This is a genomic window from Nostoc sp. (assembly GCF_036917465.1).
In the GTDB taxonomy this organism is placed as follows: Bacteria; Cyanobacteriota; Cyanobacteriia; order Cyanobacteriales; family Nostocaceae; genus Nostoc.
Window position 1 is genome coordinate 1 of the sequence record NZ_JBALDL010000028.1, and the last position, 22,566, is coordinate 22,566.

Consider the following 22,566-nt stretch of genomic DNA (forward strand, 5'->3'; position numbering starts at 1 on the left):
GGGAAGCGTTATTCGGCTAAAGTCTTCTTCCCATCCTTTTGCTTGGTCTTTGATACCTGAATAACCGCCTACCCCGAATTATTGAGGGGATACCTGTTTGGGTTCTTTCAATTACTATGAAGCAAGAACTGACACCAGCTCATACTTTCCAATATATTGATGAAATACTTGCCCAACAGTCTATTCATTTGTTATTACTTAACCCTCAAAAGACATTAAGTACCAGTTTTGCAGAACTGGAAAATTTAATTACTGAGCAAAACACCGATATTCAACTTCTTATAAATCTCCAAGAAACTCTTGAAAGTATAGTCCGTACTCAGTTACAAAACTTCCCAGAAAACATATTCTGGGATTTTGATTTTCTGGTCAGTAGTATGATTAGACAGGCTTTAGCAGCAGATGAGGGTGCTATTCCTTTTTTAAAAGTTTTTGGTGAAAAAATGGTTACTCTGATAGAAATGTTCGGAACTAAAACAGAAATTCGTTTCCGTTACGTTCACGATTTTATCTATGGGTTTGAGTGGGCAAGGTGGGTACAAAAAGAGCCACAAAATCGCGCCCACATAGAGCCTTTTAGTTTGGTTTTTTTGGATTATTTGCTCGCCAAAGGTAAGGAACTTTTACAACGGATTAGTCACGGCCAGGTTACATCTTATAAACTACAGCGTATTTCAGGTAAATGAAGTACACGGGTAGGGGCACAACATGTTGTGCCCCTACTACGATTATCTGTACCTCACCAAGTTGCAATTTGCTGTATGTGATACAGGCTACCGCAATCCGTTCACATTTTCTCGTGAACCAGAAGATGAACGTCGTCTATTAGCTTATCTGGCTGAGGAGCAACTTATCCCCGTAGCAGTGTGGAACTGGAATGCTAGCCCAGTATGGAACAAACCTTTTCAAGAAATGCGCCAGCAATTAGCATTAAAATTAAATATTCAACCACAGAGACACTGATTCGTAATTCATAATTCGTAATTCGTAATTCATAATTAAGTAATGTAACTGGGATTTAAACCCCCAGAATTGTTTGAAAATTGCTGAAGAAAATAATTATGAAAATTGCTGATTTAATTACTTGGTTTGAAGCATGGGCTAATCCCGCCTGGTGTGAAAGCTGGGATAATTGTGGCTGGCAGATTGAACCAGGTGTGTTGCAGGAAAAAGTACGGGTTTTGGTATGTTTGACACCGACTTTGGCAGTAATGCAAGAAGCGATCGCTCTGAATGCTAATCTGATATTTGCCCATCATCCCTTGATTTTTAATCCTCTCAAATCTTTACGCACTGGTGAAGCGATCGCAGAAATGCTACGGTTAGCTTTTACCTACAATATTGGTATTTACAGCGCTCACACCAATTTTGACCAAGTGCAGGATGGTACTGCTGACGTATTAGCTCAAATTTTAGAACTCAAAGAAGTTACTCCCATAGTACCCACACAAGGAGGATTAGGATATGGTCGTGTTGGTTTGCTAGAGCCATTTCTGACATTACAAGAACTACTCACAACCATTCAAACCCGACTTGCTCCCCCTAATTTGATTTTTTCCCCTAGTGCTGATTTACAGCAAACAATTTCACGAGTTGCTGTTTTGGGTGGTTCGGGGGCTGGTTACATTTCAGCCGTCGCCAAAACTGGTGCTGAGGCTTATCTGACTTCTGACTGTAAGTTTCATCAGTTTCAAGAAAGCCGCGATGCCTACGGCGGGCTGCGCCAACGCAATCTCATTTTAATCGATGCTGGACATTATGCTACCGAACGCCCAGCTTGCGATCGCTTAGTGCAAAAATTCCAGTCCTTAAACCTAGACTGGGTGCAGCTAAGTCAAAAGGATGAAGATTTCCGCCAGTTTTTTGCTTGATTGTTTGTGTCTCACTAGATTTTTTAAATGCTTGCTTAAAATTTTGCCACATCGTCTAGCACTATTAATACTTAAGACATTTGTATAAAAAATCTGCTATATATACCAAAGATTATCATCATAAGTTGATATTTCCTACCATTTATGTGATACAAATCACTGTTTACTTGTAACTATAATCACATGAGATCAATGTCCTATATCAATTAATTACACCAGAAAATGTTCCACACTTGAGATAACAAATTGTTTACTCTGCCCTAACCAAGATGATTCGCACAATCATTGAATCTGCTTTCCAAACTGGATATCTTAGTGTTGAATCTGAGGGTTTACTTCATCAAGTACTGGTGACTAAATGCTATCAGTCAGAGGATTTGCCAGCCCTCGCAGCCTTATATGATGCAGTTCGTGCAGGTAAAATTAAACGAGAAGCATCCTCGTCGAACGTGCTTATGGAATTTCCTTTGCCACATAAATCTTGCTGATACTTCAAAAAAGCAGAGGAACTGAGGAAAGCTTGTTGTAAGTATTTTTACTTATTTAATACCCTTTTATCTTTATAAAATTCTCTAAATATCTCTAAATATTCTAAATATTCTAAATATATTTATGGTCATTTCTCCTGCCCTGTGCCTCCTGCCTCTTTATTCCTCATCAGGCAAAAAATCTCAAAAATTAAAAACTCTTTGGGTGTTGTTGTTGAAAACTATCAAGGTCAGCAAAAGAATGAGTTAAGATCAGATACAAGTGGGTAAAACTAAAGCCGAGTCCCCGGACTTCCCAAAAATGCCAATAAGTAAAAGTAGGGAAATTAAACAACCGCAATTCACGATTGTTTTGGAGTATTATTTGTTACATAATGGTAAGAATGACTCAGCATAAAATATGAGCCTGCTTAAGACAGGTTGGGAATTGTTTGACTTCTATGAAGCAGACATTCCGTAGAACGAGCCTGAAGGAGATAATTTCATTACTAGAACAACCATTGATTTATAATTCAACATTTCCCGATATTTTGACAACTACAAGCAAATTTTGGGATTGGGTCATGAAGCTTACTTGTTCTCAAAGGTGAAATTAACCTCTCAAAGGTGTAATGTAATGGGGTAGAACCCAGATTTTGAAAGGTTTAACTACGTTGTTTAAAAAGGCAGAAACAATACATGCTACACCGCAAGATTTATCAACTGTGTTGCGATGGGCGCGAGGTATGTGTTTTCTTGCGGGACCAGCAACGCTGGATTGAACGCGCCCGCATCATAGACATAGAGGGAGATTTAGTTACCCTACGCTATGAAACAGAAGAAGAGGACGAAGTTTGTTCTTGGGAAGAAATGGTTCGCCTCGAGAGCATTGGTGCAGTAACGCAAAAACTGGCTTCAGTACCGCGCGGAAATGTGGAACCTCTGATGACTGAAGATTGTCCCGAAGCAGAGCGCATCCACAACCGTTACACTGACTCGAATCCAGAATAATTAGTGATTAGTCATTGGTCATTAGTCATTGGTCATTAGTCATTAATTAAAAATGACAAAGGGCATCGGATTAATGACTATTGGCTATCACTCAAGCCTTCAAAAGCAGGACAGTAACCTTCGAGAGTTACCTTAAAGTTATACAATGGCGAAGCTGGGTTCCAACATCTCTGCCCTCTTTGGTGTCGGCAAGTACCGCAACAGTCTACATCTGTCCATGTGTAGCGATCGCTATTTTGGCTAAGAAGTTCTCGTTGAGACAATCCCCTTAAGACTAGTTCTTCACCTTGCCAACGAGCCTCGATTAAACCAGTATCGGCAAATTGCCGCCAACGGGGATCACCAGTAATCATATTTGGTAGGGTGATTGTGATTAGTGTTCCTAACTCTGTTAGTTCGCCTTCGTAGTTTGTCTCTGGTGCTGCCGGTTGTAAAAATGTGTCGCCGATAGGCAGTTCTACTAAGGTGTTAGCTGCCGGAGAATGTACATGGTAGCGGTTTTGCAACTCCTCTAAGCTAGTCAAGTCTGCTAAATAAGCAGGAGAACCGTGAACAAAAATGACATGCTGGGGTCGCAAATTATGAATTAGCTGCGTAGTACCAGGGCCATCACTATGTTGAGCTAAGAGATAGGTTTCGACAGTGGTAGGCGCTAAATATTCTTTATTAACTTTTATATCAATTTTTTCTGGTAAAAGAATCAGCCAGGGGCCTGTGTTTAGTTGGCAGTGCTTACCCAAATCATCTGTAGAGTCGGTAAGGACAATACAAGGTGACTTGCCCACTGTGGGACGATCTTCTGCTTTTAAACGACGCACGCGAGGGCGCACCCGTTCATCCCAAAACAAGGGTTGATGGCGGGCAAAATTCTGTACAGATGGGGGAAGGTGGGGTAGAAGTTCTAGGTACGCATCACACCCAGTAGCAACAGCACCATCCACCCAGATATCTAAATCTCGTCCGGTGAAGTGGTGATGAGAGCGTAAAAGCATTAGCATCTCTTGACCCAATCCTAAAGCAGGAGTGGGTAAGATTACAGAACAATGGTCAGCGATCGCGCGATTAATTCGCTCTGCTAGTTGATTTTCTTGGTTGCGGCGGTGAGGATGGCGGGATGTGCCATAGCTACCTTCAATGATTAGCACATCCAAATCTAAGCCCCGCAGTTCTTCTAAACGCAAACCTTCTACCAAGCGGGAGTTTGATAAGAAAAAATCTCCCGTGTACAGTAGCTTGTAGGTACGCTGCTTGGTAGTGTAGGTAAGGAGAATTGCCGCTGCCCCTGGTAGATGCCCGGCGGGAAATAATTCTGCTACCAAACCATCTTGGAGTTCCACAGGCGATCGCAACGGCAAAGCATGACAAAATTTGGAAATTTCCTCAGCGTCTTGGTCTAACCAATTCAGTGGCAGTAATTTGCTGGTTACTTCGCTACTATAAATAGGTAACTTAGGAAAAGCTTTATGCAGTGCCAGTAAGCCCCTAGCATGATCTGGGTGGGCATGACTAATCAAAACTAAATCTGCTGGCAGGGACGAACTAGATTTACGTTCCGAGTTCGTAAGCCCCTTAGCCAGCGATGAAATATCCTCCATACCACAATCCAATAGAATGCGGTGTGGGCCCATCTTCACCAGTAAACACACGCCCTCATTGTCATGCTGGACACTATAGGGCAAACATTCTAATTCACTACCCGCCTCCGCAGCATCTACGCCAGAGGATGCCGACAGATTATCCCTCATGCTCTCCTCCCCTCAAATCTCGTCATAGACATATCCCAAAAGCCAAAAATTACACAAATTTTGGTTTTGTGACTTAGGGGTAAGTTTTATAGTGCGTCCCTACACCCTGAGAATACAGATTTTGATTGGGGAGGACACCTTTCCGAACCCGCACTGCTTCGGAAAGGTGGGCTAACTAAAAGCCATCAAACTAGGAGCTAAAGGAGTTTGCTTCTTATGTATTTTCCCTTTGCAAGTTCTGAGCTATCTTAGCTAACTCACCCTACGCGAAGCGGCATCTACAGATTGAACTCAATGTGCAGAGCCATTTCCGTGATAGTTATCGGAATCATAGAATCCATTTTTCGTGCCAAAAAATAAGCACGAAAGCGTGAATATAACTGTTAATCCAGCTAGAATCAGCTTTACATCCATTTGCTTGCTGCCCTTTACTCAAGACTTTCTTATATTAATTTAGTGCTTCCGCAATCAAACGTAATCACTAGAAAATCTTTACTATGCTTATGTTGATTAGGCAATAAGTAAATTTACCGTAATCAGTCAGATTGTAAAACCTTTCGGTTCACCTGTCTATCCATTTAAATGTTAAGCAATGTAACAGTAATACCAATCCTCTACAAACCGTAAAAATCCTCATCTAGAATCTGGTCAATAGAAAAAGGACAAACGGTAGGATACTCACTTTCCTGGGGGATGCGAACCCGAAACTTAGCTAGCTTGCTTTCTTTAATCCCTAGCTTACGGGCATCTGGGTAGGCTTTTTCCACTGCCTCTAAGAGAAAACTTTTTAGAGAAGGAGTATCTGCTAAATTATTCAGAACTCGCTGACGATGTTCAAGTATTGAGCTAAACCAGCTTCCTTTCATACTATCGGGTACATCATGCTGAACTCGCAACTTGAGTAAATGCGCCAACAGAATTGTCAGATTGCTTTTCAGGGCATTTTTCTCTGCCTTACCCAAATCAACTAGCTCCTCAATCAAATGCTCAATATCCAACGCCTCAAATTCATGATTTTGTAACTGTTGAATGGTTTGCTCAATCCATAATTGCAAATCTTGATCGTATAGCGTGTTAGGCATTTCTCAGATCGACTCCTAGTGATTTAAGATTCCAGTTAGCCCCGAAACCCGATCCAATCATAGCGATGAAAGCGATCGCACATCCAACGCCAACCTGATTTTTTTGTCATCTACAACAAGTCTGTGATAGAAAACAGCCGTTGCCTGTCTATTTTCTGAAGCTTAATTTTTTCGGCGTAGAAAGCCTGATAATAAGATTGATAACGCTCCGGTTCGGCTTCTGGATCGGTTTGTTGCCATAGTTCCAAAAAATGACGATAGCGTTTTTCAAGCATCACCAAATCCATGCAAGCGATGTCTACGACGGGCTACGCCTACGCACTACACTCACACCCAGACAATTACTTTGCAACATAACCATTGCTACTTTTTCTCATGTAGTTGCTTCAGAAGTATTGAACTGTCTAATAGTTTTTAATTCCTCTTTTTCTTCCTTGAGAACATGGTACAGTTCCCAATTCTGTTGGAGATTTAACCAAAACTCTGAACTATTTCCAAAAAATTTTGATAATCGTACTGCTGTACTAGGCGTGATACCTCGCTTTTGATTTACAACCTCATTAATTCGTTGATAAGGAACGTGAATTGCATCTGCAAGTTCTCGTTGTGATATTTCCATTGGCTCTAGAAACTCTTTAAGTAATATTTCGCCCGGATGCGAGGGAAACCTATGCTTTGGAACTCTCATCTTTTGCTAACTCCTAATGGTAATCTACTATTTCAACTTCTGATGGGCCTTGGGGTGTCCATGTAAAACAAATCCGATATTGGTCATTAATCCGAACACTATACTGACCCTTGCGCTCGCCCTTTAGAGCTTCTAAATTGTTACCTGGTGGAACTTTCATATCATCTAAAAAGAACGCTGCATTGAGTTGATCTAATTTTCTCTGTGCAACTTGCCAACAGTTTATAGGACACTGTTTTCGCGCTTGCTTTGAATCCTTACCATCAAAAATGTCTTCAGTTCCTTTGTCATTAAATGATACTATATAACTAGCACGATAACACGGTTATCATGCTAGTAAGAATTACAAGCCATATCCACCAAGGGACAGGGTAGTTGACTTGTCGTTGATACTCTTGATAAGATCGTAACATCGACCCACGTGTGCGCTAGGATTGGCTGTAGATATCGCCTATACCAGCTTAGATCAAATCTGTGATGGAAAATAGCCGTTGCTTGTCTATTTTCTGAAGCTTGATTTTTTCGGCGTAGAAAGCCTGATAATAAGATTGATAGCGCTCTGGTTCGGCTTCTGGATCGGTTTGTTGCCATAGTTCCAAAAAACGACGATAGCGTTTTTCAAGCATGACTAAATCCATACAAGCGATCGCAGCTTGAACTACTTGCGGTGTCCGAAGTATTTCTTTCTGGTTTTTTTCATTTACATGGAATAAATGGGAAATTAACCCCATTTCGCTGCTAAATTCTAAAAAATGGTCTTGCAAGCGAGAAATTAAATCTGGTTGAGACGCAACATTTCTCGTTTCTCCATCATCGAATGATATTTCTAAAATCTGTTGCCATAAAAATCGGTGATGCGAAAGGCTAAATTGCAAATCTCGCTCCTCTAGTTCGACAATAATCGCTTGACGCTGTTCAGGACAATGTAAGTAAATTCGCAGTAATAATGCCTCTGCGTGTTCTAAAAGACTGCGTTCTGTAGGGAGTGGGGAGTGGGAAACTTTGCTACTTCCCCATGCTTTCTTCGCTGATACAGGCTTAGTGTATGTAGCCCCAACTGGAGCAATTTGAGTTAGGAGATTTTCGACTCGCAGGGGTATAAGTCTGGTATCTCCCAAGCTGAGTATTTCTGCACAGTAAGAAACGTAATAATTTCGTGTATCGCTGTTAGCTATATTCTTAAGTAATTTGACTAATTGCTGAGTTACTTGCTGAAAATCAGTAGCCTGTTTTAAGTCACGATCTTGAATAATCTGCTGAATCTGCCAGTCTAACCAAAGTGGCGCATTTTTTAGCAGTTCTCCATAGTCTTCTGAAGTGTGACTATGCAAATATTCATCAGCATCTTTACCATCGGGTAAATTGAGAATTTTTAGCTGAACTTCGCCCTTGTATGCTAATTCGGCAATTTCACCGATCGCACGTTCGGCGGCATTGGTTCCGGCTTTATCAGCATCAAAGTTGAGTATTAATTGTTTCGATTCGGTGTAGCGTAATATTAGCCGGACTTGTTCTAAGCTTAAAGCTGTACCAAGGGAGGCGACGGCGTTGTTAATACCAACAGCGTGGAGAGCGATCGCATCAAAATATCCCTCTACCACCACCGCTTGATCGAGTTGGGAAATTCCACCCTTGGCTTGATCGAGGGCAAATAATGTTTTACCTTTACTAAAAAGTTCCGTTTCTGGTGAATTCAGATATTTCGGTTGTTCATCAGTCAGAGTTCTTCCACCAAAGGCAATGACACGCCCTTGAACATCGCGGATGGGAATCATTAAGCGATCGCGGAACACATCATAATAACCACCTCCTTCCTTGCGTAGCTTAATTAATCCCGCTTTTTCCAGTATCTGCGCTGGGTAATGTTTATCTTCCACTAGATAACGATAGAGAGTTTCCCAACCTGCGGGGGCAAAGCCTAAGCCAAATTGCTGTATGGTTTCTTGTTTTAGTTGGCGGTTAGATTGCAAATATTGAAGTGCTTTTTGCCCTTGAGATTGTCTCAGGGCGTGTTGATAAAACTGTGCGGACGTTGCCAGAACTTCATATAACTGCTCGCGCAAAGATAGCTGACGCTGTAATTCTTGGCGTTGTTCGGGTAAGAGTGTTTGTACAGGTACTTGGTAACGCCGTGCTAAATCCAGTACCACATCAGGAAAAGAACGCTTTCCCAACTCCATGACAAACTTAATGGCATTTCCCGCAGCTTGACAGCCGAAGCAATAGTACATTTGCTTAGTCTGGCTAACGGTGAAACTAGGAGATTTTTCATCGTGGAAAGGGCATAAACCGACAAAATCCTTTCCACGTTTGCGTAAAACTACGTATTCCGAGACGACATCTACAATATCAGCTCGTAGTTTAACTTCCTCAATTGTATCTGGGTGCAAGCGGGGGATTTGCATATTTAGTCATTAGTCATTGGTCATTAGTCATTAGTCATTGGGCATTAACTTTGAAAAAAGGACAAAGGACAAATGACTTCTGATAGCTATTATATTCTTGTTGCTAGACCAAGAATGACTTATATAATTGCTTACACTTAATTTTATCAGAGGAAATACTTAAGATGGGGCGTATTTTTATTTCTGCGGCTCATGGAGGCAAAGAAACTGAAGGGGTCGATCCAGGTGCGATCGCAGGTGGTACAACTGAAGCTAAAGAAATGATTCTGCTGCGGGATTTAATTGTCACGGAACTGAGGGCGCGGAATTTGGAAATTTTGGCGGTTCCCGATGACTTGAGTGCCGCCCAAACTATCGCCTGGATCAATTCTCGCGGACGACGGGGTGATGTTGCCTTGGAAATTGAATCTAACGCGGCTAACAGCCCTTCTGTGCGTGGGGGTAGCGTCTTTTATATTGTTAATAATAGCGATCGCAAAAGTAATGCTGAACAGTTACTAATGGGTTTGTTGCGCCGCGTACCCCAATTACCGAATCGGGGAGTCAAGCCAGATACAGATAGCGGATTGGGAAGTTTAGCATTCTGTCGCCAGACAACGCTTCCAGCTTTGGCGATGCAAGTGGCGTTTCTCAGCAATCCAGAGGATCGGGCTTTGCTGCAAACTCGTCGCCGCGATTTTGCATTGGGAATTGCTGATGGATTGGTAACTTGGAGCCGTGTGATTGACCCTACTCCTGGAACTCCGCCAGAACCAAATTATCCGGCAATTAATATTAATATTAATGGGCAAAATTACTCAGAGCAAGGAGTTTTAGTTAATGGTAATGCTTACATTCCCATTGATTTAGTAGACGTTCTACGGATTGACCTTTCAAAAGCAGCTAATGTCAATCGGATTACCTATCACAAAGTAGTTTATGTCAAAGCGATCGAACTGCGAGATTTTAATGTTGCAGTCAATTGGGATGCTACAACTCGTACTGTTAGCTTGCGCTCGAATTTGATGGTTTGCTCTGGTCAATTGTCGCGGGTAATGTCGAACGGTAATACTTCAGAAGTACAGTTACAATTATTTCTGAGAAACAATAATCAAAATGCTTTGGCAAAATTTCCTGACATTCCAAAACTTTATCGAGAAGAAGCAGGGATAGAAGGAGTGAACTATGATATTGCCTTTTGTCAAATGTGTGTAGAAACTGGATTTTTACAGTTTGGTGGTGATATTAAACCTGAGCAAAATAACTTTGCAGGCTTAGGTGCGATCGGTGGTGGTTCAGAGGCTGCATCTTTTCCAAGTGCCAGAATTGGAGTGAGGGCGCACATCCAACATTTGAAAGCTTACGCTAGCTTAGAACCTTTGGTACAAGAAGTAGTAGATCCAAGGTTTCGTTTTGTCACACGTGGAATTGCGCCATTAATCGATCAGCTATCAGGGCGGTGGTCAGCAGATTTGGATTATGGTACGAAGATTTCCGCAATGGTCAAACGATTATATGAATCAGCAGGACTTCTTTGAGTGTTGAGTAATTTATTAAAGGATGTCTGAGAACTCCCGGTTCGCTCATTTTTTAGAGAGTTAGAAAAAATGAAGGGTGTAAGTATGCCAAAGGACATATTCCCAAAAAAAGCACATAGATATGTGTACAGAAATATTGTCAGCAGAAAAAGCAGATGACCCGCTATATATTCCAGCAATTGAAAGAGTACGCTTAACAATAAAAAAATCAGGATTGCTATATAAGTGTTAACCATTTTGGAGTTTCAGGTTCGCCGCAATCTGGAGCAAAATAAAGAAAAGCTTGCTGGACTTTATGTTGGTAATCCTAAGCGAGAAACAGCACGTCCAACTGCTGAAATACTTCTTGCTGCATTTAAAGAAATCACGCTGCTGTTGATTGAGGTTAAAAACGAAGTTTATGCTCATTTGACTGCCCTTTCACCCTTACAGCAGCGTCTTATTATTTTACTTGGATTTTCAACTACCATTTATACTCAGCTTGGTGGTCAATCTTTCACCCCTGAGTAGCCTTTGTTCTAACTCTCTAAAAAATGAGCGAACCAGGAGTAATGAGTCCTAACTAGTAAATAATCACCAATTCCCAATTCCCAATGCCCAATGCCCAAATTCGTATTTATACCCAAAAAGAACAGGGTGAAGAATGGCTACGACGGTATCGTGGTTGTCTACCCCTATTTGCCTGTGTTTTAGGATTTACTGAAACTGGTTTAATTCCAGGGATTTCAGCTGCTGGTCGCACTCCAGAGGATCGAAAATATACCGCTTGTGCTGATGCCGAGTTTTTGTATTACGGCCCAGAACATAAAGCCCAATATCCCTTACCACCATTAGCTGCTGGGGCTTCACCTGTGCTGATTTCGCGCGCGGTATTTGAGTCACTAAATATACCAGTTAATTTGTTTAATGCTGGTTTACCCCAACCTCCTGCTGTGCCAGTAATTGATTTGGGTGGCGCTCCTGCTAAGTGTTTAAGTGGAGGTGCTGCTATGGAAATTACAGTGGTACACCACTTGTTTGAACAAGGGTTACTTTGGGGAGAACGCCTTGCTGCCAACAATATGCAAGAAGGGTATGTAATTCTCGGTGAGTGCGTCGTTGGAGGCACTACAACTGCCTTGGCAATCTTAACTGGTTTGGGTATAGAAGCTGCCGGAAAAGTTAACAGTAGCCACCCTATCTGTAACCACGGGCAAAAGTGGGCATTAGTGCAAGCTGGGCTAGAGAAGATGAGGAGGAACAAGGAGCAGGGGGAGATAAATTTGCAATCTTCAATCCAAAATTCTGTAGATCCTCTAAAACTCGTTGCCGCCGTGGGCGATCCCATGCAGGTAGTGGTAGCTGGGATGGCGATCGCAGCTAGTCGTAGTTGTGGTGTAATGCTGGCTGGTGGAACGCAAATGCTGGCAGTTTATGCTCTGAGCGGTGCGATCGCTCAAACTTACGCCTTATCATGGCAACCAGAAGCAGTAGTTGTAGGCACAACCCGTTGGGTGGCAGAAGATCCTACTGGCGCTACAGTTGACTTAGCCCTCAGCTTAGGAAAAGATAACTTAACTCAGAGTGGAAGAACCCCTACCTTATTAGCAACCGATCTGAGCTTTGCTGATTCTCGTTATCCCCAACTGAGAGCTTATGAACAGGGCTTTGTCAAAGAAGGTATGGGTGCTGGAGCCGCTTGCATAGCCGCCCATCTGAGCCAAGATTGGCAGCAACACGAACTTTTGGCAGCCATTGAATCCCAGCTTGAACGGCTAAGTATAGAGTAAACACTATACGGCTGATCGTCATGAAATAGCTGCTAGTAATCAAAAAATGAAGGTTTCGTACCGACAGATTTTAATTCACATTTAATTGATTTTGTCAATGTGTAATCTCCACTATCACCTAAGAAATCAGGAAGACCTTCTCAAGGCTTAATCTATATTCATGCTTTCAGAGGATGCAGTTATCACTTGATAAATGCGATTATATATATGTTCTCAAACAATAAATAGTTGCTGTTGTTCCGATGAAAATCAGATTTTGTCCGACCCCAGTAACTTTGGTTTTTAGCTAATTGTTTGATGTTTTGAGAAGGTAACACAATGAATAATATCCTAAAACGCACACTCCTACCCAGCCTCATGGCTGCAAGTTTAGCTGGTGTAACCTTGGTTCCTGCTAAACCGGCTGTTGCTGATGACCAAGTACTAAGAGATGCAGGTATTGGGGCTGTTACCAATGTCGTCACCGGAGCCGTTAGAGGAAAGCGTAATGTATTAGGCAACGCTGTTAAAGGTGGTGTGACTGGTGCAGCCGTCAATGGTGCAAATGGTCTAAGAAACACTCGGAATCGCCATCACCGGAATATTGGTCAAGATGTTGGAGTCGGTGCAGGTGCTAGCGCAGTGACTGGCATAATTACTGGCAATAAGAGAGATACTCTTGGGAATGCTGTTGATGGTGCAGCTGTAGGCGCAGCAATCCATCTGCTAACCAAGTAATTGTAAATAATTCGTAAATTCATCAGCGAAAATGCTTCCCAACACTTAACAAGTTCCACTAGTTAACATTACGAACTTATCCTTACCCTAATTCCTCTCCTTGTTAGGATGAGCAAATACAACCCCCTTTCCCTACCAGGGAAAGGGGGTTGATGGGTTAGGTTTATATTGAAATATATGCCACCCTTACACTCAGATGACGTTAAAATTAATACTAAACTCTAACCTTTCAACGCCTTTTTAAAATTTCGACGATAGGATTGATTTGTAATAAACAAAGCTGGCCATAGCAAGGATAAACCAATGCGATTGGTCAAAGTTGGATTAAAATTAGTCCGTCCAAAGCCATTCCAAAACTTCCAAACGCCGCCTCCGTAAACCACTATCAAGACAAAAATAATAAAGTTACCCATTCCTATCAACTCCGTTAGTAACTGACAGAATTTAAGTTAAGTTTTACCACACGAGGTAAGCATTTCATAAGCAACATTGAGAAGGTATGATAAGATTCTCCATTTTTTTACATCTAAGAGGATGTTTGAAAAGTATTTCGCCGTAATTTTAGACACTTAGCGATCCCCCCTAACCCTCCTTAAAAAGGGGGGAACCGGAATCAAAGTCCCCCTTTTTAAGGGGAGCCACTGCGTTGGGCGGCTCTGCCGACTTGAAGCACGTGGCGTGGATTTAGGGGGATCTAGAACGTTTTGATACCTACAATAGGACTTTTCAAACGTCCTCTAAGTCAGTTAAACATACATTCTCTTATTCCAGTGTAGAATAGCCCCATGCATTGCAGCTACTTGGAGGCTCATCTTTTGTAATCTGTTAGAAGCTTTGAGCTAAATGCACAAAGTCGTATTTGTGACTAAAAGCTTGCTGTAATGAGAAAAAAGTACAAATTAAGCTTAGATAAGACCAAAATCTCATCTTAATTTTAGATATTTTGGGAGCGATCGCTATCAAAAACCCACAAATTGCTACAAATGGGTAGCAGAGACGTTTATTCTAACGATCGTAACTTTCTGGCATACCCACTGGTGATAACCCTGCGATCGCTTTTAGATTTTGGCAACGAATCAACTCAGTAAAATTTAAACCAGAACGCCCTTCAATTTTGGCTACCGCTTCAATTGCAGACAACAGGTGTTGCGCTGCCTCAACTTCTGAATAACCACGCCGTTGTGCTATGCGAATTGCTGCTGCATCGGCATTTAACTCTGACTCTTGAGATTTATTAGTCCGCCAGATCCGAAAAGCTGCGATCGCACTTAATCCCCCAGCTACAACTACACCCACTACATCTGATTGTGATGCTTCTAATAAGCCGCCTAACAGCCCCGCTACTACCACACCTTGATAAATGTCAGGTTTAAACCATTTTACCCCTGTCAACCAGTTAACCATCTGCAACAGCAACAAGTCTCGTTGCGGCTTGGTCAAGCGCGGCCACAAATCGAAATTAATATATATCGGTCGCGCCTGATTCCAGGGTTGGGGAAAGGAGGCGTTAATCACTTTTGCTTGTTCCGGCTTACTAACAATTTTTGTCGTCATTCGACCAGAAGCAGGCATTACATCTAATAAACGGCGAATTTCAATATTTGGCTCCATAAATATAATTATTAGCCATAATGTGCGTAGTAATTATTTTAGTTACCATTCGTGTTAACCTTTGATTTGTGAGATGCTCTTGCAATCTTTATAAATGGTTATTCTATTAGTGAAAACCTCTTTAAATGGTGATTTGTAAATAGTTCAGACAAAGCCATAAGAATATTGATAAGCAGTTCGATAGTGTAGGGGGATTTTTTTTATAGTATCCGTATGCCCCCAAGTTCAAAACCTCAGAGTTTTGGATAACCATTGATACTACATTTGTAACGACATGGACGCTTTTGCTACTTTCCCGCCTGAATGGACAAATAAGGCAATACATGCATACGAATTTTGCTGTCCTAATTGCCACTCAACTAGCCGAGAAGCTGAGAAAGTTTGGCTAAATCGGCGATCGCCTGTGCTTACAGAAGACCGTCGTCGTAAATGGCAAGAGTTCTATTATTGCCACTGTGGTACTGTGTGGTGGGCTTGGAGTAGCGATCGCCCTCCTAAAGATATATCAAGTCAGACAGACATATAATCCCACATAGTTAATTTTCTTCCTGAACAAAAGCCCACCTTAAGGCGGGCTTTTGTTTATCTAATTCTGAGGTTTATTTCCCATCACCAGTTTTAGAAGGTGAAGGTAGTACGTAGAGTACCTACATATTCAGTGTCGTTATTATTGTTGTTCTCTGGATTGAAAATTACCAACACGCCAGGGGTAATTTGAATATTATCGGAAAGCTTGTACTTGTAAAGACCCTCTAAATGATAAGAGGTATCTCTGTCAAGGTTACGATTGGTGCCGACATTTCTTATGTTGCCACCAGTGACTTTGGGTGGTTGACCAAAGATAATACCTAAGACATTGCCTTCTCCACCAAAGTCTTTCAAAGCAAGTGTTGCACCGTAGTACCAAATCTCTGCATTTCTAGCAGCACCAGTAAGAGTAGATGCAGTTGTGTAACCCCCCCAACCACTAAGAGCCAACTTAGGGCTAAATTGGAAGGTACCTTCTACACCGTAGTTGTTGGATTCAATCTTAGTATTACTACTAACACCATTATTAAAAGTACTGCCAAAGGGATTATTTGCAAAGGCACTACCTGTACTTTGGAATAAGTTGTTGGCAGAATTGCCAGCCAGGTAGGTGTGGGCGTAAGTTAGACCAATATTGAAGGCTTTGTTAGGTTTGAAAGATAACTGTCCGAAGATAGTGTTATCACCATTGAACAGACCATTATTAAGACCAGGATTATTAGCACCAAAGGCATTAACAGTAGTACCATTAGTATTTTGTGCTAGATAAGCACCAGTTAAGCTGATAGCTTCGTTAGGATTCAAAGTCACAGTCAAACCGGCACCATTTTGACCTTGACGATAGATGGGGCTGAAACGTCCATAACGAGAGAGAGCGCCCCTACCAGAACTGCTAAAGTCTGAGTTGAAGACGTTGACGTTCTCCCATAACTCACCACCACTAGCATCAACCTTGACACGTATTGCATCACTAAAATTGAAAGCATAGTTGATTTTATCTATGCTAACGCTGTTGTCCGCAGTACCCACGTCATAGCCCAAGCGGGTCATGTTAGTACCAGTCGCACCAGTACCAGTATTATTATTGACGATATTCCCAGCAGTTAACCGAATTTGCAACTGGTCTTTACCAGTGAAACTGCTATACAAGTTCAAACGAACGCGATCAGAAAAAGTGGTGTTAGAATTCAATTTGGTTCTGGCGCTCGTATTAGTAGCAGCAGCAACTGCCCTGTCACCACCAAAAGGCTGAGATACGTTGAAAACTGCTTCCCCAACTAACTTGGTGGTAGTAGAGAACTGATTAGCTTCCAACTCAGAAGTGCGGGCTTCTAATCCATCCACACGACCGCGCAGAGTTGCTAGTTCAGCAGAATATTCTTCTTGTAAGCGCTGTAGAGTAGCTAAATCTTGTTTGCTAACCAAATCGGCAGTAGCTGTAGCAATCAGTTCGTTAACCCGGTCTAAACAGGCATTCAAACCTGCGGCAAATTCATAACGGGTCAAAGCACGGTTTCCACGATAGGTACTGTTGGGATAACCTGCAATACAGCCGTAGCGCTCAACTAGAGATTGTAAAGCTTGGAATGCCCAATCTGTGGGCTGCACATCGGAAAATTGCGAAACTGATGTTACCTGACCGATGTTGTTAGAGTCTTGAGCTTCAGATAACTGGGCAACATTTGTTACCTTTTCGTTTACTTCAGCAGCTAATGCACTATTGGCAGCTAAAAATGTAGTAGCTACAAGAACCGGACTAATCTTAATAAGATTCCAGAATCGTTTTGTCATGTTTTTAGTCTCACTCACACCTAAATAACCCAGTTAAGATAAAGTGCTTATAGCACTTGACTTTCGGGAATTTTACACACAATCACAGCCACGATTATACATTATCTTCTGTGATTTTTACAAGCAATTCAGTTAGATATTGCTGAACCATAATTTTTGATTAATTGATTTGGTAAGCGCAAAATAATGCGGCGTTTGTGACGTAACACTGTTCCTTCTTCTTCCAACTGGTGTAAGAGTCGAGTAACTGTGACTCTTGTAGTATTTAAAACTTCAGCAATATCTTGATGAGTAACATTTAAATCAATTAGCTTGCCCTTCTCTACGTCACGTCCAAATTTTTCACTTAACCACACCAAAAACTGCCATAAACGTAGCGAAGTTGGTTTTCGATGCACAATACTTAGTAGATCCTCTGCCTGTTGAATGTGAGACAACAAAGCGTTAGTATCTTGATGCCATAAATGAGGTGGCACAATACTTACTTCCACCCCTGTGAGACATTCAATCTGGTAGGGTTTGACTTTAGATAAAGGATAGCCAATCAGATCCCCTAATCCCCAATAACCGAGAGTGATGAATGTTCCATCTTCACCCCAAGTTAAGGTACGAACTGCACCCTGTTCAATGCGCCAAAGTACATCATTTTGATGTGGAATTACTTCCCGACGAGAAAATATCTGCTGGGGTAATTGTCCGTCAAAAGCAGAATTATTTGACAGGGTAGAAGAGTTTGAAGTGGGAGTTGTGGAATACATCATTAACCGTAACTACATAATTATTAGGGAATCTCGCTATTTAGAATGATTAAGAAACTCTAATAATTTGTATCAAAATTTACCTGTATATTTGAAAGTGTACCTTCTTATTCAGAGCTAGAAACTAACTCTAAATCTTCTGATGTTATTAACAACTTCTGATTTCAGGTATCTATCAATTAGATAGACCATAATTTTTCAGTTGTTTATTTGTTACTTTAATTGTGTAAGTTTAAGAATAGGTAAGCTTTTAGTAAAATATTGAGTTAACTTATTTTTAATTATTGAATCTTTTCTGAAGACTGAAATGCCTTAGATCCCCGACTTCTTTAAGAAGTCGGGGATCTAGGAGGTCAATTAAGATCGTTGCCCGGTGACGATATATGCTACCCTCTGACCAATATTAGTGGCATGATCTGCCATCCGTTCTAGACAACGAATTGCCAGCGCTAGCAGCACAATTGGCTCGACTACACCAGGCACATCCCGTTGTTGGGCTAAAGTTAGATAAACGCGATCGTAAGCATCGTCTACGGTATCATCTAGGTGCTTTAAACGACGACCACCACCTTCATCAAAATCTCCCAAAGCCTTCAAGCTAGTTGCTAACATAGCCTGTGCGTGAAGGGACATGGCTTCAATCTCAGATAAACATGAATGAGGCGCATAAGGAAAAATTTTAATCGCAATCTCAGCTAAATCCTCAGCATAATCGCCAATGCGCTCTAAGTCTCTCACTAATTGCATAAAAGCACTCAAGCACCGCAAATCTTGAGCCGTAGGCGCTTGCAGCGTCATAATTGCCGTACAGTCTGATTCGATTTGACGATAAAAGCGATCGATCTTTTTATCTAATCGGGGAAGTTCCTCAGCTGCTGTTAAGTTACGAGCAAATAACGCTTGGTGGCTGAGGCGAAAAGATTGTTCTACCAAAGCACCCATGCGTAATACGTCTCGTTCTAAGCGCCGAATGGCACGTGCGAGTTGGGGTCTTTCAGGATTGGGACTATGATGGACAGCTTTCACACTTGTTGTCTTAAAGGTGAAGATATTACTAACTATAGTCTTGGCTTAAGGAGTTTGCCATAACTTGAGGAAATTGTAGTTGCATCCACGCACCACCAGTTTCTGGATGATTCATAGCTTTGATTGAACCACCATGTGCCAAAAGAATTTGCTCAACGATCGCTAATCCTAAACCATTGCCAACGATCGCCGATACGGAGTTACTATCTTGTGGGGAATGGGTTCGCGCTTTATCTCCTCGATAAAATCGCTCAAAAACATGGGGTAAATCTGCTTCCGAAAACCCAACTCCAGAATCAATAAGATTTATTTCTAGAATTGGAGAAGTAGCATCACGATCTTTTGTTGATAAGATTTTCGCTTCAACGTGAATACTTGTAGAAGCAGGACTGTATTTAATACTGTTATCTAACAAGTTGAGAAAAACTTGGAAAATCCGGGCTTGATCTGCCTTAATCCAGAGATTTTCTGGGCCAGAATAAGAAAGAGATAGGTGTTGACGCTGTGCTAAGGGTTCTAGTGTTTCCCAAACAGATGTAATTAGCGATCGCAATTCTACAGCTTTGGCTTGTAATTGCATGGTTGGGTTTGCTTCCATTTGGGTCAAGTCTAACCAGCTTTGCACTAAGTTAATCAGCCGATCGACTTCCTGCATTAAACGGTTAACCCAACGATTGAGAGGCGGTTCCAAGCGGATTTGTAACGTTTCCACAACCAAGCGAATCGAAGTTAAGGGCGTTCTGAGTTCGTGGGCTAAATCGGAAAAAGAGCGATCGCGTACTTGATTTATATCTAATAGGGGTTGACGATTTTCTAAAAATACTCCCACTTGTCCATTGGGTAAAGGCAAACTAGATGCCCGCAAAGCCAGAGATTTCATTGTTGGCATATCTGCCGCATCATCACAAGATGGATGAAATATCCATTCTGCCGTTTGTGGTTTTTGGCGATCGCGAGTTTGCTCAATTAAATGGTCAAGTTCGTAAGACCGTACTAACTCTAATAACAAGCGTACCTGTTCTGGTTGCCACCTTTGCAGATACAAAATTTCCTGCGCCTGCCGATTGCACCACAGCAGTTGATTTTCTTCATCCACCTGCAAATATCCTACTGGTGCAAAATCTAGCAGGTCTTGGTAAGTTTGCAATAACTGCTGTAAATCTTGCCGTTGCTGCTTCACCATCGCTATTTCCTGCCGCAATCCAGGAATCAGCAGCAGTCCTATCTTAGAGGAATGGGAGGTTAACGGTCGGAGTAAACGCCCCAGGTAGCGGTTAAGTTGAACCTGTTGCCAAACCCAAAACCCAATGCCTACCGCTAAACCCAGAATAAATCCCAATAAAAGCATTTGAGTTGTTAGTTTTTTGGTGACTACTAAAAACTAACAACTATCTAAACTAATTATCCAAACCTATAGCCAAAACCTCTTACAGTCACAATATATTCGGGATGACTGGGGTCTTGCTCTAATTTTTCGCGCAACCACCGAATATGGACATCTACGGTTTTACTATCACCAACGAAATCTGGCCCCCAAACCTGGTCTAGCAATTGTTCCCGCGACCATACCCGACGGGCGTAACTCATAAACAATTCCAGCAAGCGGAACTCTTTAGGGGAAAGACTCACCTCTAGACCACGAACCAGCACCCGACATTCTTGAGGATTCAAGGTGACATCCTTAAATTTTAATACTGGTAGTTGTGGTAAATTACTTAGGCGTTGGCGGCGGAGTAAAGCGCGACAACGAGCCACTAACTCACGCATACTAAAAGGTTTGGTGAGGTAGTCATCTGCACCCACCTCCAACCCCAGAACGCGGTCAGTTTCGCTACCCTTAGCACTAAGCATTAAAATAGGTATTGGGTTTCCTTGATGACGTAGTAAACGGCAAATATCTAGCCCATTAATTTGCGGCAGCATCAAATCAAGAATAATCAAATCAAAGGGAACTTCCCCTGAGTTGGTTTCAAAACTTTTGAGATACTCTATAGCAGATCGCCCATCGGGTGCTGTTATCACCCCGTAACCTTCCTCTTCTAGGGCTACAGCTAGCATTTCTTGGATTAATTCTTCATCTTCTACTACTAGAATCCGGCTGGTTTGTCCAATGTCCGTTCTAGCAGAGTATTTGGTCGATTCAGTGGTATACATTGATATCACAAAAGTCTGGGACTGTGCTTGTATCAATTAGCATGATTAAATCTATTATCTCGCCTTAGTGCAACTGTGCTTCTACTAAGGTTAATTCTTTCAGATTTTCTTTACAAAAAGTAATACATTCTAAATTCCTGTAACTACCAGTTTTTAATACTTTGTTCTCTGACGCAATTAGATGAAGGTTTGTCTTGACAAGAGGAGGGAAAATTAGGTATATTTGTCATAGTACAAAAATACTATATATGAAAAATAGAAGGACATATCTGTGGAAAATTCGTACCACTTAAGTGTCCTATGTCGATCATTTCAGTATTTCCACTGCGTTAAAAGTGTTGATTTAGGGCTAATCTGATGTCTGCATAGGGTAGTCATTGGTATGGCTTGCTACCCAATAAATCATTTGCCTATTGAAGGGAGTTGAAAGATGACTACAGTTGGAGTCAAGGACAGCAAACAACAACTAATGCAAGCATTTCAACAAATTATTATCCAAAGAAAAAAGCTGGATTCTAAAATAGCAACCAAACAAGAGGAAGCAGAAAGAGCAAAAAGTCAAGAAATTCTCCAAGCAGCTTCTGCATATACGGTTGATAGTATTGTTAAAGGTTTAGCTGATTTACAATTAGAGTTTGGCAGTATTCTCAACGGATTATCTGAAAAATTAGCTCAAGAAAATTCCAAGTTAGATGAACTTAACCAAGCTATAGAAATTGAAACTAAACGTTTACAAGAACTTCAACAAATCAGAGTTGTAGCGGATACTCTAGACATTTTAAGTCAAGAACACCAAGAAAAATTAAAAACCTTAGAACAAGATACTATCAGCAAAAGGGAAACACTAGAAAAAGAAATTACAATTAGGCGGAAAGAATGGCAAAAAGAGCAAGCCGAGTATGAAGAAAATCTCCAGCAATATAACGATTTATTAGCAAAAGAGCGTCAGGAAGAACAAGAAGAATCTCAATATAAGTTAGAAACTACTCGTAAGCTCAACACAGATAGCTATGAAGCAATAAAACGCCAACAAGAAAGGGAAATCCAAGAAAATTCTCAAAATAAAGACAAAGATTGGGCAGAGCGAGAAAAGACATTTGCTCAACGCCAACCACTCTTTGCAGATTATGAACAAAAGGTAACTACATTTCCTACCGAACTGGAAGAAGCTATTAAAAAAGCCAGAGAAGAAGCAATTAAAGAAACAAGCCAAAAAGCTAAGATTGAGGCTGATTTATTTGAGAGAGAATGGGAATCTAACAAACAGAGCTATGAACAAAAAATTCAATCTCTAGAAGAAACAATTAAGAAACAGTCTGAGCAAATAGAAGGGATTTCTGCTCAATTGCAAACTGCTTTAAAACAAGCACAAGACTTAGCTATGAGGGCTTTTGGTAGTTCTAACCCTAAATAGTTACGAGTCCGT

The 22,566-nt window shown here is 41.4% G+C and carries 22 protein-coding genes and 2 pseudogenes; 11 read left to right on the forward strand and 13 right to left on the reverse strand.

Annotated elements, in window-relative coordinates; translation table 11 throughout:
• The first annotated feature begins 116 nt into the window (after window positions 1-116).
• The 5 genes from V7K38_RS05600 (at window position 117) to V7K38_RS05620 (ending at window position 3,349) form a co-directional block, all read left to right on the forward strand.
• Window positions 117-686 (forward strand): hypothetical protein, encoded by a 570-nt coding sequence (locus tag V7K38_RS05600; RefSeq protein ID WP_334856098.1) that lies wholly within the window; start codon window positions 117-119, stop codon window positions 684-686.
• A 22-nt stretch (window positions 687-708) separates the two neighbouring features.
• Entirely contained in the window at window positions 709-963 is a 255-nt protein-coding gene (locus V7K38_RS05605) for a hypothetical protein (RefSeq protein WP_334856099.1), read from the forward strand.
• Between the two features lie 98 nt (window positions 964-1,061).
• Complete coding sequence (locus V7K38_RS05610; RefSeq protein WP_334856101.1) at window positions 1,062-1,871, forward strand: Nif3-like dinuclear metal center hexameric protein; 810 nt, start codon at window positions 1,062-1,064, stop codon at window positions 1,869-1,871.
• A 269-nt stretch (window positions 1,872-2,140) separates the two neighbouring features.
• Complete coding sequence (locus V7K38_RS05615) at window positions 2,141-2,359, forward strand: hypothetical protein (RefSeq protein ID WP_334856102.1); 219 nt, start codon at window positions 2,141-2,143, stop codon at window positions 2,357-2,359.
• Between the two features lie 678 nt (window positions 2,360-3,037).
• Window positions 3,038-3,349 (forward strand): DUF6679 family protein, encoded by a 312-nt coding sequence (locus V7K38_RS05620; protein ID WP_012408115.1) that lies wholly within the window; start codon window positions 3,038-3,040, stop codon window positions 3,347-3,349.
• Between the two features lie 77 nt (window positions 3,350-3,426).
• Here V7K38_RS05620 and V7K38_RS05625 read toward each other — a convergent pair whose 3' ends face one another.
• The 6 genes and pseudogenes from V7K38_RS05625 to dnaG form a co-directional block, all read right to left on the reverse strand.
• A complete protein-coding gene (locus tag V7K38_RS05625) occupies window positions 3,427-5,094 on the reverse strand; it encodes an MBL fold metallo-hydrolase (RefSeq protein WP_334856104.1) in 1,668 nt (555 codons plus the stop codon).
• Window positions 5,095-5,708: 614 nt separating this feature from the next.
• Window positions 5,709-6,176 (reverse strand): DUF29 domain-containing protein, encoded by a 468-nt coding sequence (locus V7K38_RS05630; RefSeq protein ID WP_334856105.1) that lies wholly within the window; start codon window positions 6,174-6,176, stop codon window positions 5,709-5,711.
• 110 nt (window positions 6,177-6,286) lie between these two features.
• Window positions 6,287-6,472: pseudogene (locus V7K38_RS05635) on the reverse strand (hypothetical protein); the annotation flags it as partial.
• Window positions 6,473-6,549: 77 nt separating this feature from the next.
• Window positions 6,550-6,864, reverse strand: coding sequence for a HigA family addiction module antitoxin (locus V7K38_RS05640; protein ID WP_334856107.1), 315 nt, complete (start codon window positions 6,862-6,864; stop codon window positions 6,550-6,552).
• Window positions 6,865-6,877: 13 nt separating this feature from the next.
• The gene (locus V7K38_RS05645) at window positions 6,878-7,168 is read right to left on the reverse strand and encodes a type II toxin-antitoxin system RelE/ParE family toxin (RefSeq protein ID WP_334856171.1); all 291 of its coding nucleotides are present in this window, start codon (window positions 7,166-7,168) and stop codon (window positions 6,878-6,880) included.
• A 157-nt stretch (window positions 7,169-7,325) separates the two neighbouring features.
• Window positions 7,326-9,269: a DNA primase gene (dnaG, locus tag V7K38_RS05650; protein ID WP_334856108.1), complete on the reverse strand. Its 1,944-nt coding sequence runs from the start codon at window positions 9,267-9,269 to the stop codon at window positions 7,326-7,328.
• Between the two features lie 164 nt (window positions 9,270-9,433).
• On the opposite strand from dnaG, the gene tftA reads away from it, so the two are divergent.
• The 4 genes and pseudogenes from tftA to V7K38_RS05670 all read left to right on the forward strand — a co-directional run bounded on the left by tftA (window position 9,434) and on the right by V7K38_RS05670 (window position 13,272).
• Complete coding sequence (gene tftA / locus V7K38_RS05655) at window positions 9,434-10,786, forward strand: hormogonium tapered terminus morphoprotein TftA (protein ID WP_334856110.1); 1,353 nt, start codon at window positions 9,434-9,436, stop codon at window positions 10,784-10,786.
• A gap of 225 nt (window positions 10,787-11,011) precedes the next feature.
• Window positions 11,012-11,296, forward strand: a pseudogene (locus V7K38_RS05660) (IS1634 family transposase); the annotation flags it as partial.
• 83 nt (window positions 11,297-11,379) lie between these two features.
• Entirely contained in the window at window positions 11,380-12,555 is a 1,176-nt protein-coding gene (gene cobT / locus V7K38_RS05665; protein WP_334856114.1) for a nicotinate mononucleotide-dependent phosphoribosyltransferase CobT, read from the forward strand.
• 318 nt (window positions 12,556-12,873) lie between these two features.
• Window positions 12,874-13,272 (forward strand): hypothetical protein, encoded by a 399-nt coding sequence (locus tag V7K38_RS05670; RefSeq protein ID WP_334856116.1) that lies wholly within the window; start codon window positions 12,874-12,876, stop codon window positions 13,270-13,272.
• A gap of 221 nt (window positions 13,273-13,493) precedes the next feature.
• On the opposite strand, the gene V7K38_RS05675 is transcribed toward V7K38_RS05670, so the two are convergent.
• The gene (locus V7K38_RS05675; protein WP_334856118.1) at window positions 13,494-13,685 is read right to left on the reverse strand and encodes a hypothetical protein; all 192 of its coding nucleotides are present in this window, start codon (window positions 13,683-13,685) and stop codon (window positions 13,494-13,496) included.
• Window positions 13,686-14,277: 592 nt separating this feature from the next.
• Window positions 14,278-14,883 carry a DUF3318 domain-containing protein gene (locus tag V7K38_RS05680; protein WP_334856120.1) on the reverse strand — a complete coding sequence of 202 codons (606 nt, stop codon included), beginning with the start codon at window positions 14,881-14,883 and terminating at the stop codon, window positions 14,278-14,280.
• Window positions 14,884-15,157: 274 nt separating this feature from the next.
• On the opposite strand from V7K38_RS05680, the gene V7K38_RS05685 reads away from it, so the two are divergent.
• Window positions 15,158-15,409 carry a hypothetical protein gene (locus tag V7K38_RS05685; RefSeq protein WP_334856122.1) on the forward strand — a complete coding sequence of 84 codons (252 nt, stop codon included), beginning with the start codon at window positions 15,158-15,160 and terminating at the stop codon, window positions 15,407-15,409.
• Between the two features lie 92 nt (window positions 15,410-15,501).
• On the opposite strand, the gene V7K38_RS05690 is transcribed toward V7K38_RS05685, so the two are convergent.
• The 5 genes from V7K38_RS05690 to V7K38_RS05710 all read right to left on the reverse strand — a co-directional run bounded on the left by V7K38_RS05690 (window position 15,502) and on the right by V7K38_RS05710 (window position 21,140).
• On the reverse strand, window positions 15,502-17,202 hold the full coding sequence (locus V7K38_RS05690; protein ID WP_334856124.1) for an iron uptake porin: 1,701 nt from the start codon (window positions 17,200-17,202) through the stop codon (window positions 15,502-15,504).
• Window positions 17,203-17,330: 128 nt separating this feature from the next.
• Window positions 17,331-17,963 (reverse strand): Crp/Fnr family transcriptional regulator, encoded by a 633-nt coding sequence (locus V7K38_RS05695; protein WP_334856126.1) that lies wholly within the window; start codon window positions 17,961-17,963, stop codon window positions 17,331-17,333.
• 354 nt (window positions 17,964-18,317) lie between these two features.
• Complete coding sequence (gene phoU, locus V7K38_RS05700) at window positions 18,318-18,986, reverse strand: phosphate signaling complex protein PhoU (protein WP_334856128.1); 669 nt, start codon at window positions 18,984-18,986, stop codon at window positions 18,318-18,320.
• A gap of 28 nt (window positions 18,987-19,014) precedes the next feature.
• Window positions 19,015-20,334 carry a sensor histidine kinase gene (locus V7K38_RS05705; RefSeq protein WP_334856130.1) on the reverse strand — a complete coding sequence of 440 codons (1,320 nt, stop codon included), beginning with the start codon at window positions 20,332-20,334 and terminating at the stop codon, window positions 19,015-19,017.
• Between the two features lie 53 nt (window positions 20,335-20,387).
• Entirely contained in the window at window positions 20,388-21,140 is a 753-nt protein-coding gene (locus tag V7K38_RS05710) for a response regulator transcription factor (RefSeq protein ID WP_334856131.1), read from the reverse strand.
• A gap of 430 nt (window positions 21,141-21,570) precedes the next feature.
• On the opposite strand from V7K38_RS05710, the gene V7K38_RS05715 reads away from it, so the two are divergent.
• Complete coding sequence (locus tag V7K38_RS05715; protein ID WP_334856133.1) at window positions 21,571-22,554, forward strand: hypothetical protein; 984 nt, start codon at window positions 21,571-21,573, stop codon at window positions 22,552-22,554.
• Window positions 22,555-22,566: the final 12 nt, after the last annotated feature.

Coding starts and splice junctions, on each gene's coding strand:
- V7K38_RS05600 (WP_334856098.1), top strand. CDS start 117: ATGAAGCAAGAACTGACACCAGCTCATACTTTCCAATATATTGATGAA.
- V7K38_RS05605 (WP_334856099.1), top strand. CDS start 709: ATGTTGTGCCCCTACTACGATTATCTGTACCTCACCAAGTTGCAATTT.
- V7K38_RS05610 (WP_334856101.1), top strand. CDS start 1,062: ATGAAAATTGCTGATTTAATTACTTGGTTTGAAGCATGGGCTAATCCC.
- V7K38_RS05615 (WP_334856102.1), top strand. CDS start 2,141: ATGATTCGCACAATCATTGAATCTGCTTTCCAAACTGGATATCTTAGT.
- V7K38_RS05620 (WP_012408115.1), top strand. CDS start 3,038: ATGCTACACCGCAAGATTTATCAACTGTGTTGCGATGGGCGCGAGGTA.
- V7K38_RS05625 (WP_334856104.1), bottom strand. CDS start 5,094: ATGAGGGATAATCTGTCGGCATCCTCTGGCGTAGATGCTGCGGAGGCG.
- V7K38_RS05630 (WP_334856105.1), bottom strand. CDS start 6,176: ATGCCTAACACGCTATACGATCAAGATTTGCAATTATGGATTGAGCAA.
- V7K38_RS05640 (WP_334856107.1), bottom strand. CDS start 6,864: ATGAGAGTTCCAAAGCATAGGTTTCCCTCGCATCCGGGCGAAATATTA.
- dnaG (WP_334856108.1), bottom strand. CDS start 9,269: ATGCAAATCCCCCGCTTGCACCCAGATACAATTGAGGAAGTTAAACTA.
- tftA (WP_334856110.1), top strand. CDS start 9,434: ATGGGGCGTATTTTTATTTCTGCGGCTCATGGAGGCAAAGAAACTGAA.
- cobT (WP_334856114.1), top strand. CDS start 11,380: ATGCCCAATGCCCAAATTCGTATTTATACCCAAAAAGAACAGGGTGAA.
- V7K38_RS05670 (WP_334856116.1), top strand. CDS start 12,874: ATGAATAATATCCTAAAACGCACACTCCTACCCAGCCTCATGGCTGCA.
- V7K38_RS05675 (WP_334856118.1), bottom strand. CDS start 13,685: ATGGGTAACTTTATTATTTTTGTCTTGATAGTGGTTTACGGAGGCGGC.
- V7K38_RS05680 (WP_334856120.1), bottom strand. CDS start 14,883: ATGGAGCCAAATATTGAAATTCGCCGTTTATTAGATGTAATGCCTGCT.
- V7K38_RS05685 (WP_334856122.1), top strand. CDS start 15,158: ATGGACGCTTTTGCTACTTTCCCGCCTGAATGGACAAATAAGGCAATA.
- V7K38_RS05690 (WP_334856124.1), bottom strand. CDS start 17,202: ATGACAAAACGATTCTGGAATCTTATTAAGATTAGTCCGGTTCTTGTA.
- V7K38_RS05695 (WP_334856126.1), bottom strand. CDS start 17,963: ATGATGTATTCCACAACTCCCACTTCAAACTCTTCTACCCTGTCAAAT.
- V7K38_RS05705 (WP_334856130.1), bottom strand. CDS start 20,334: ATGCTTTTATTGGGATTTATTCTGGGTTTAGCGGTAGGCATTGGGTTT.
- V7K38_RS05710 (WP_334856131.1), bottom strand. CDS start 21,140: ATGTATACCACTGAATCGACCAAATACTCTGCTAGAACGGACATTGGA.
- V7K38_RS05715 (WP_334856133.1), top strand. CDS start 21,571: ATGACTACAGTTGGAGTCAAGGACAGCAAACAACAACTAATGCAAGCA.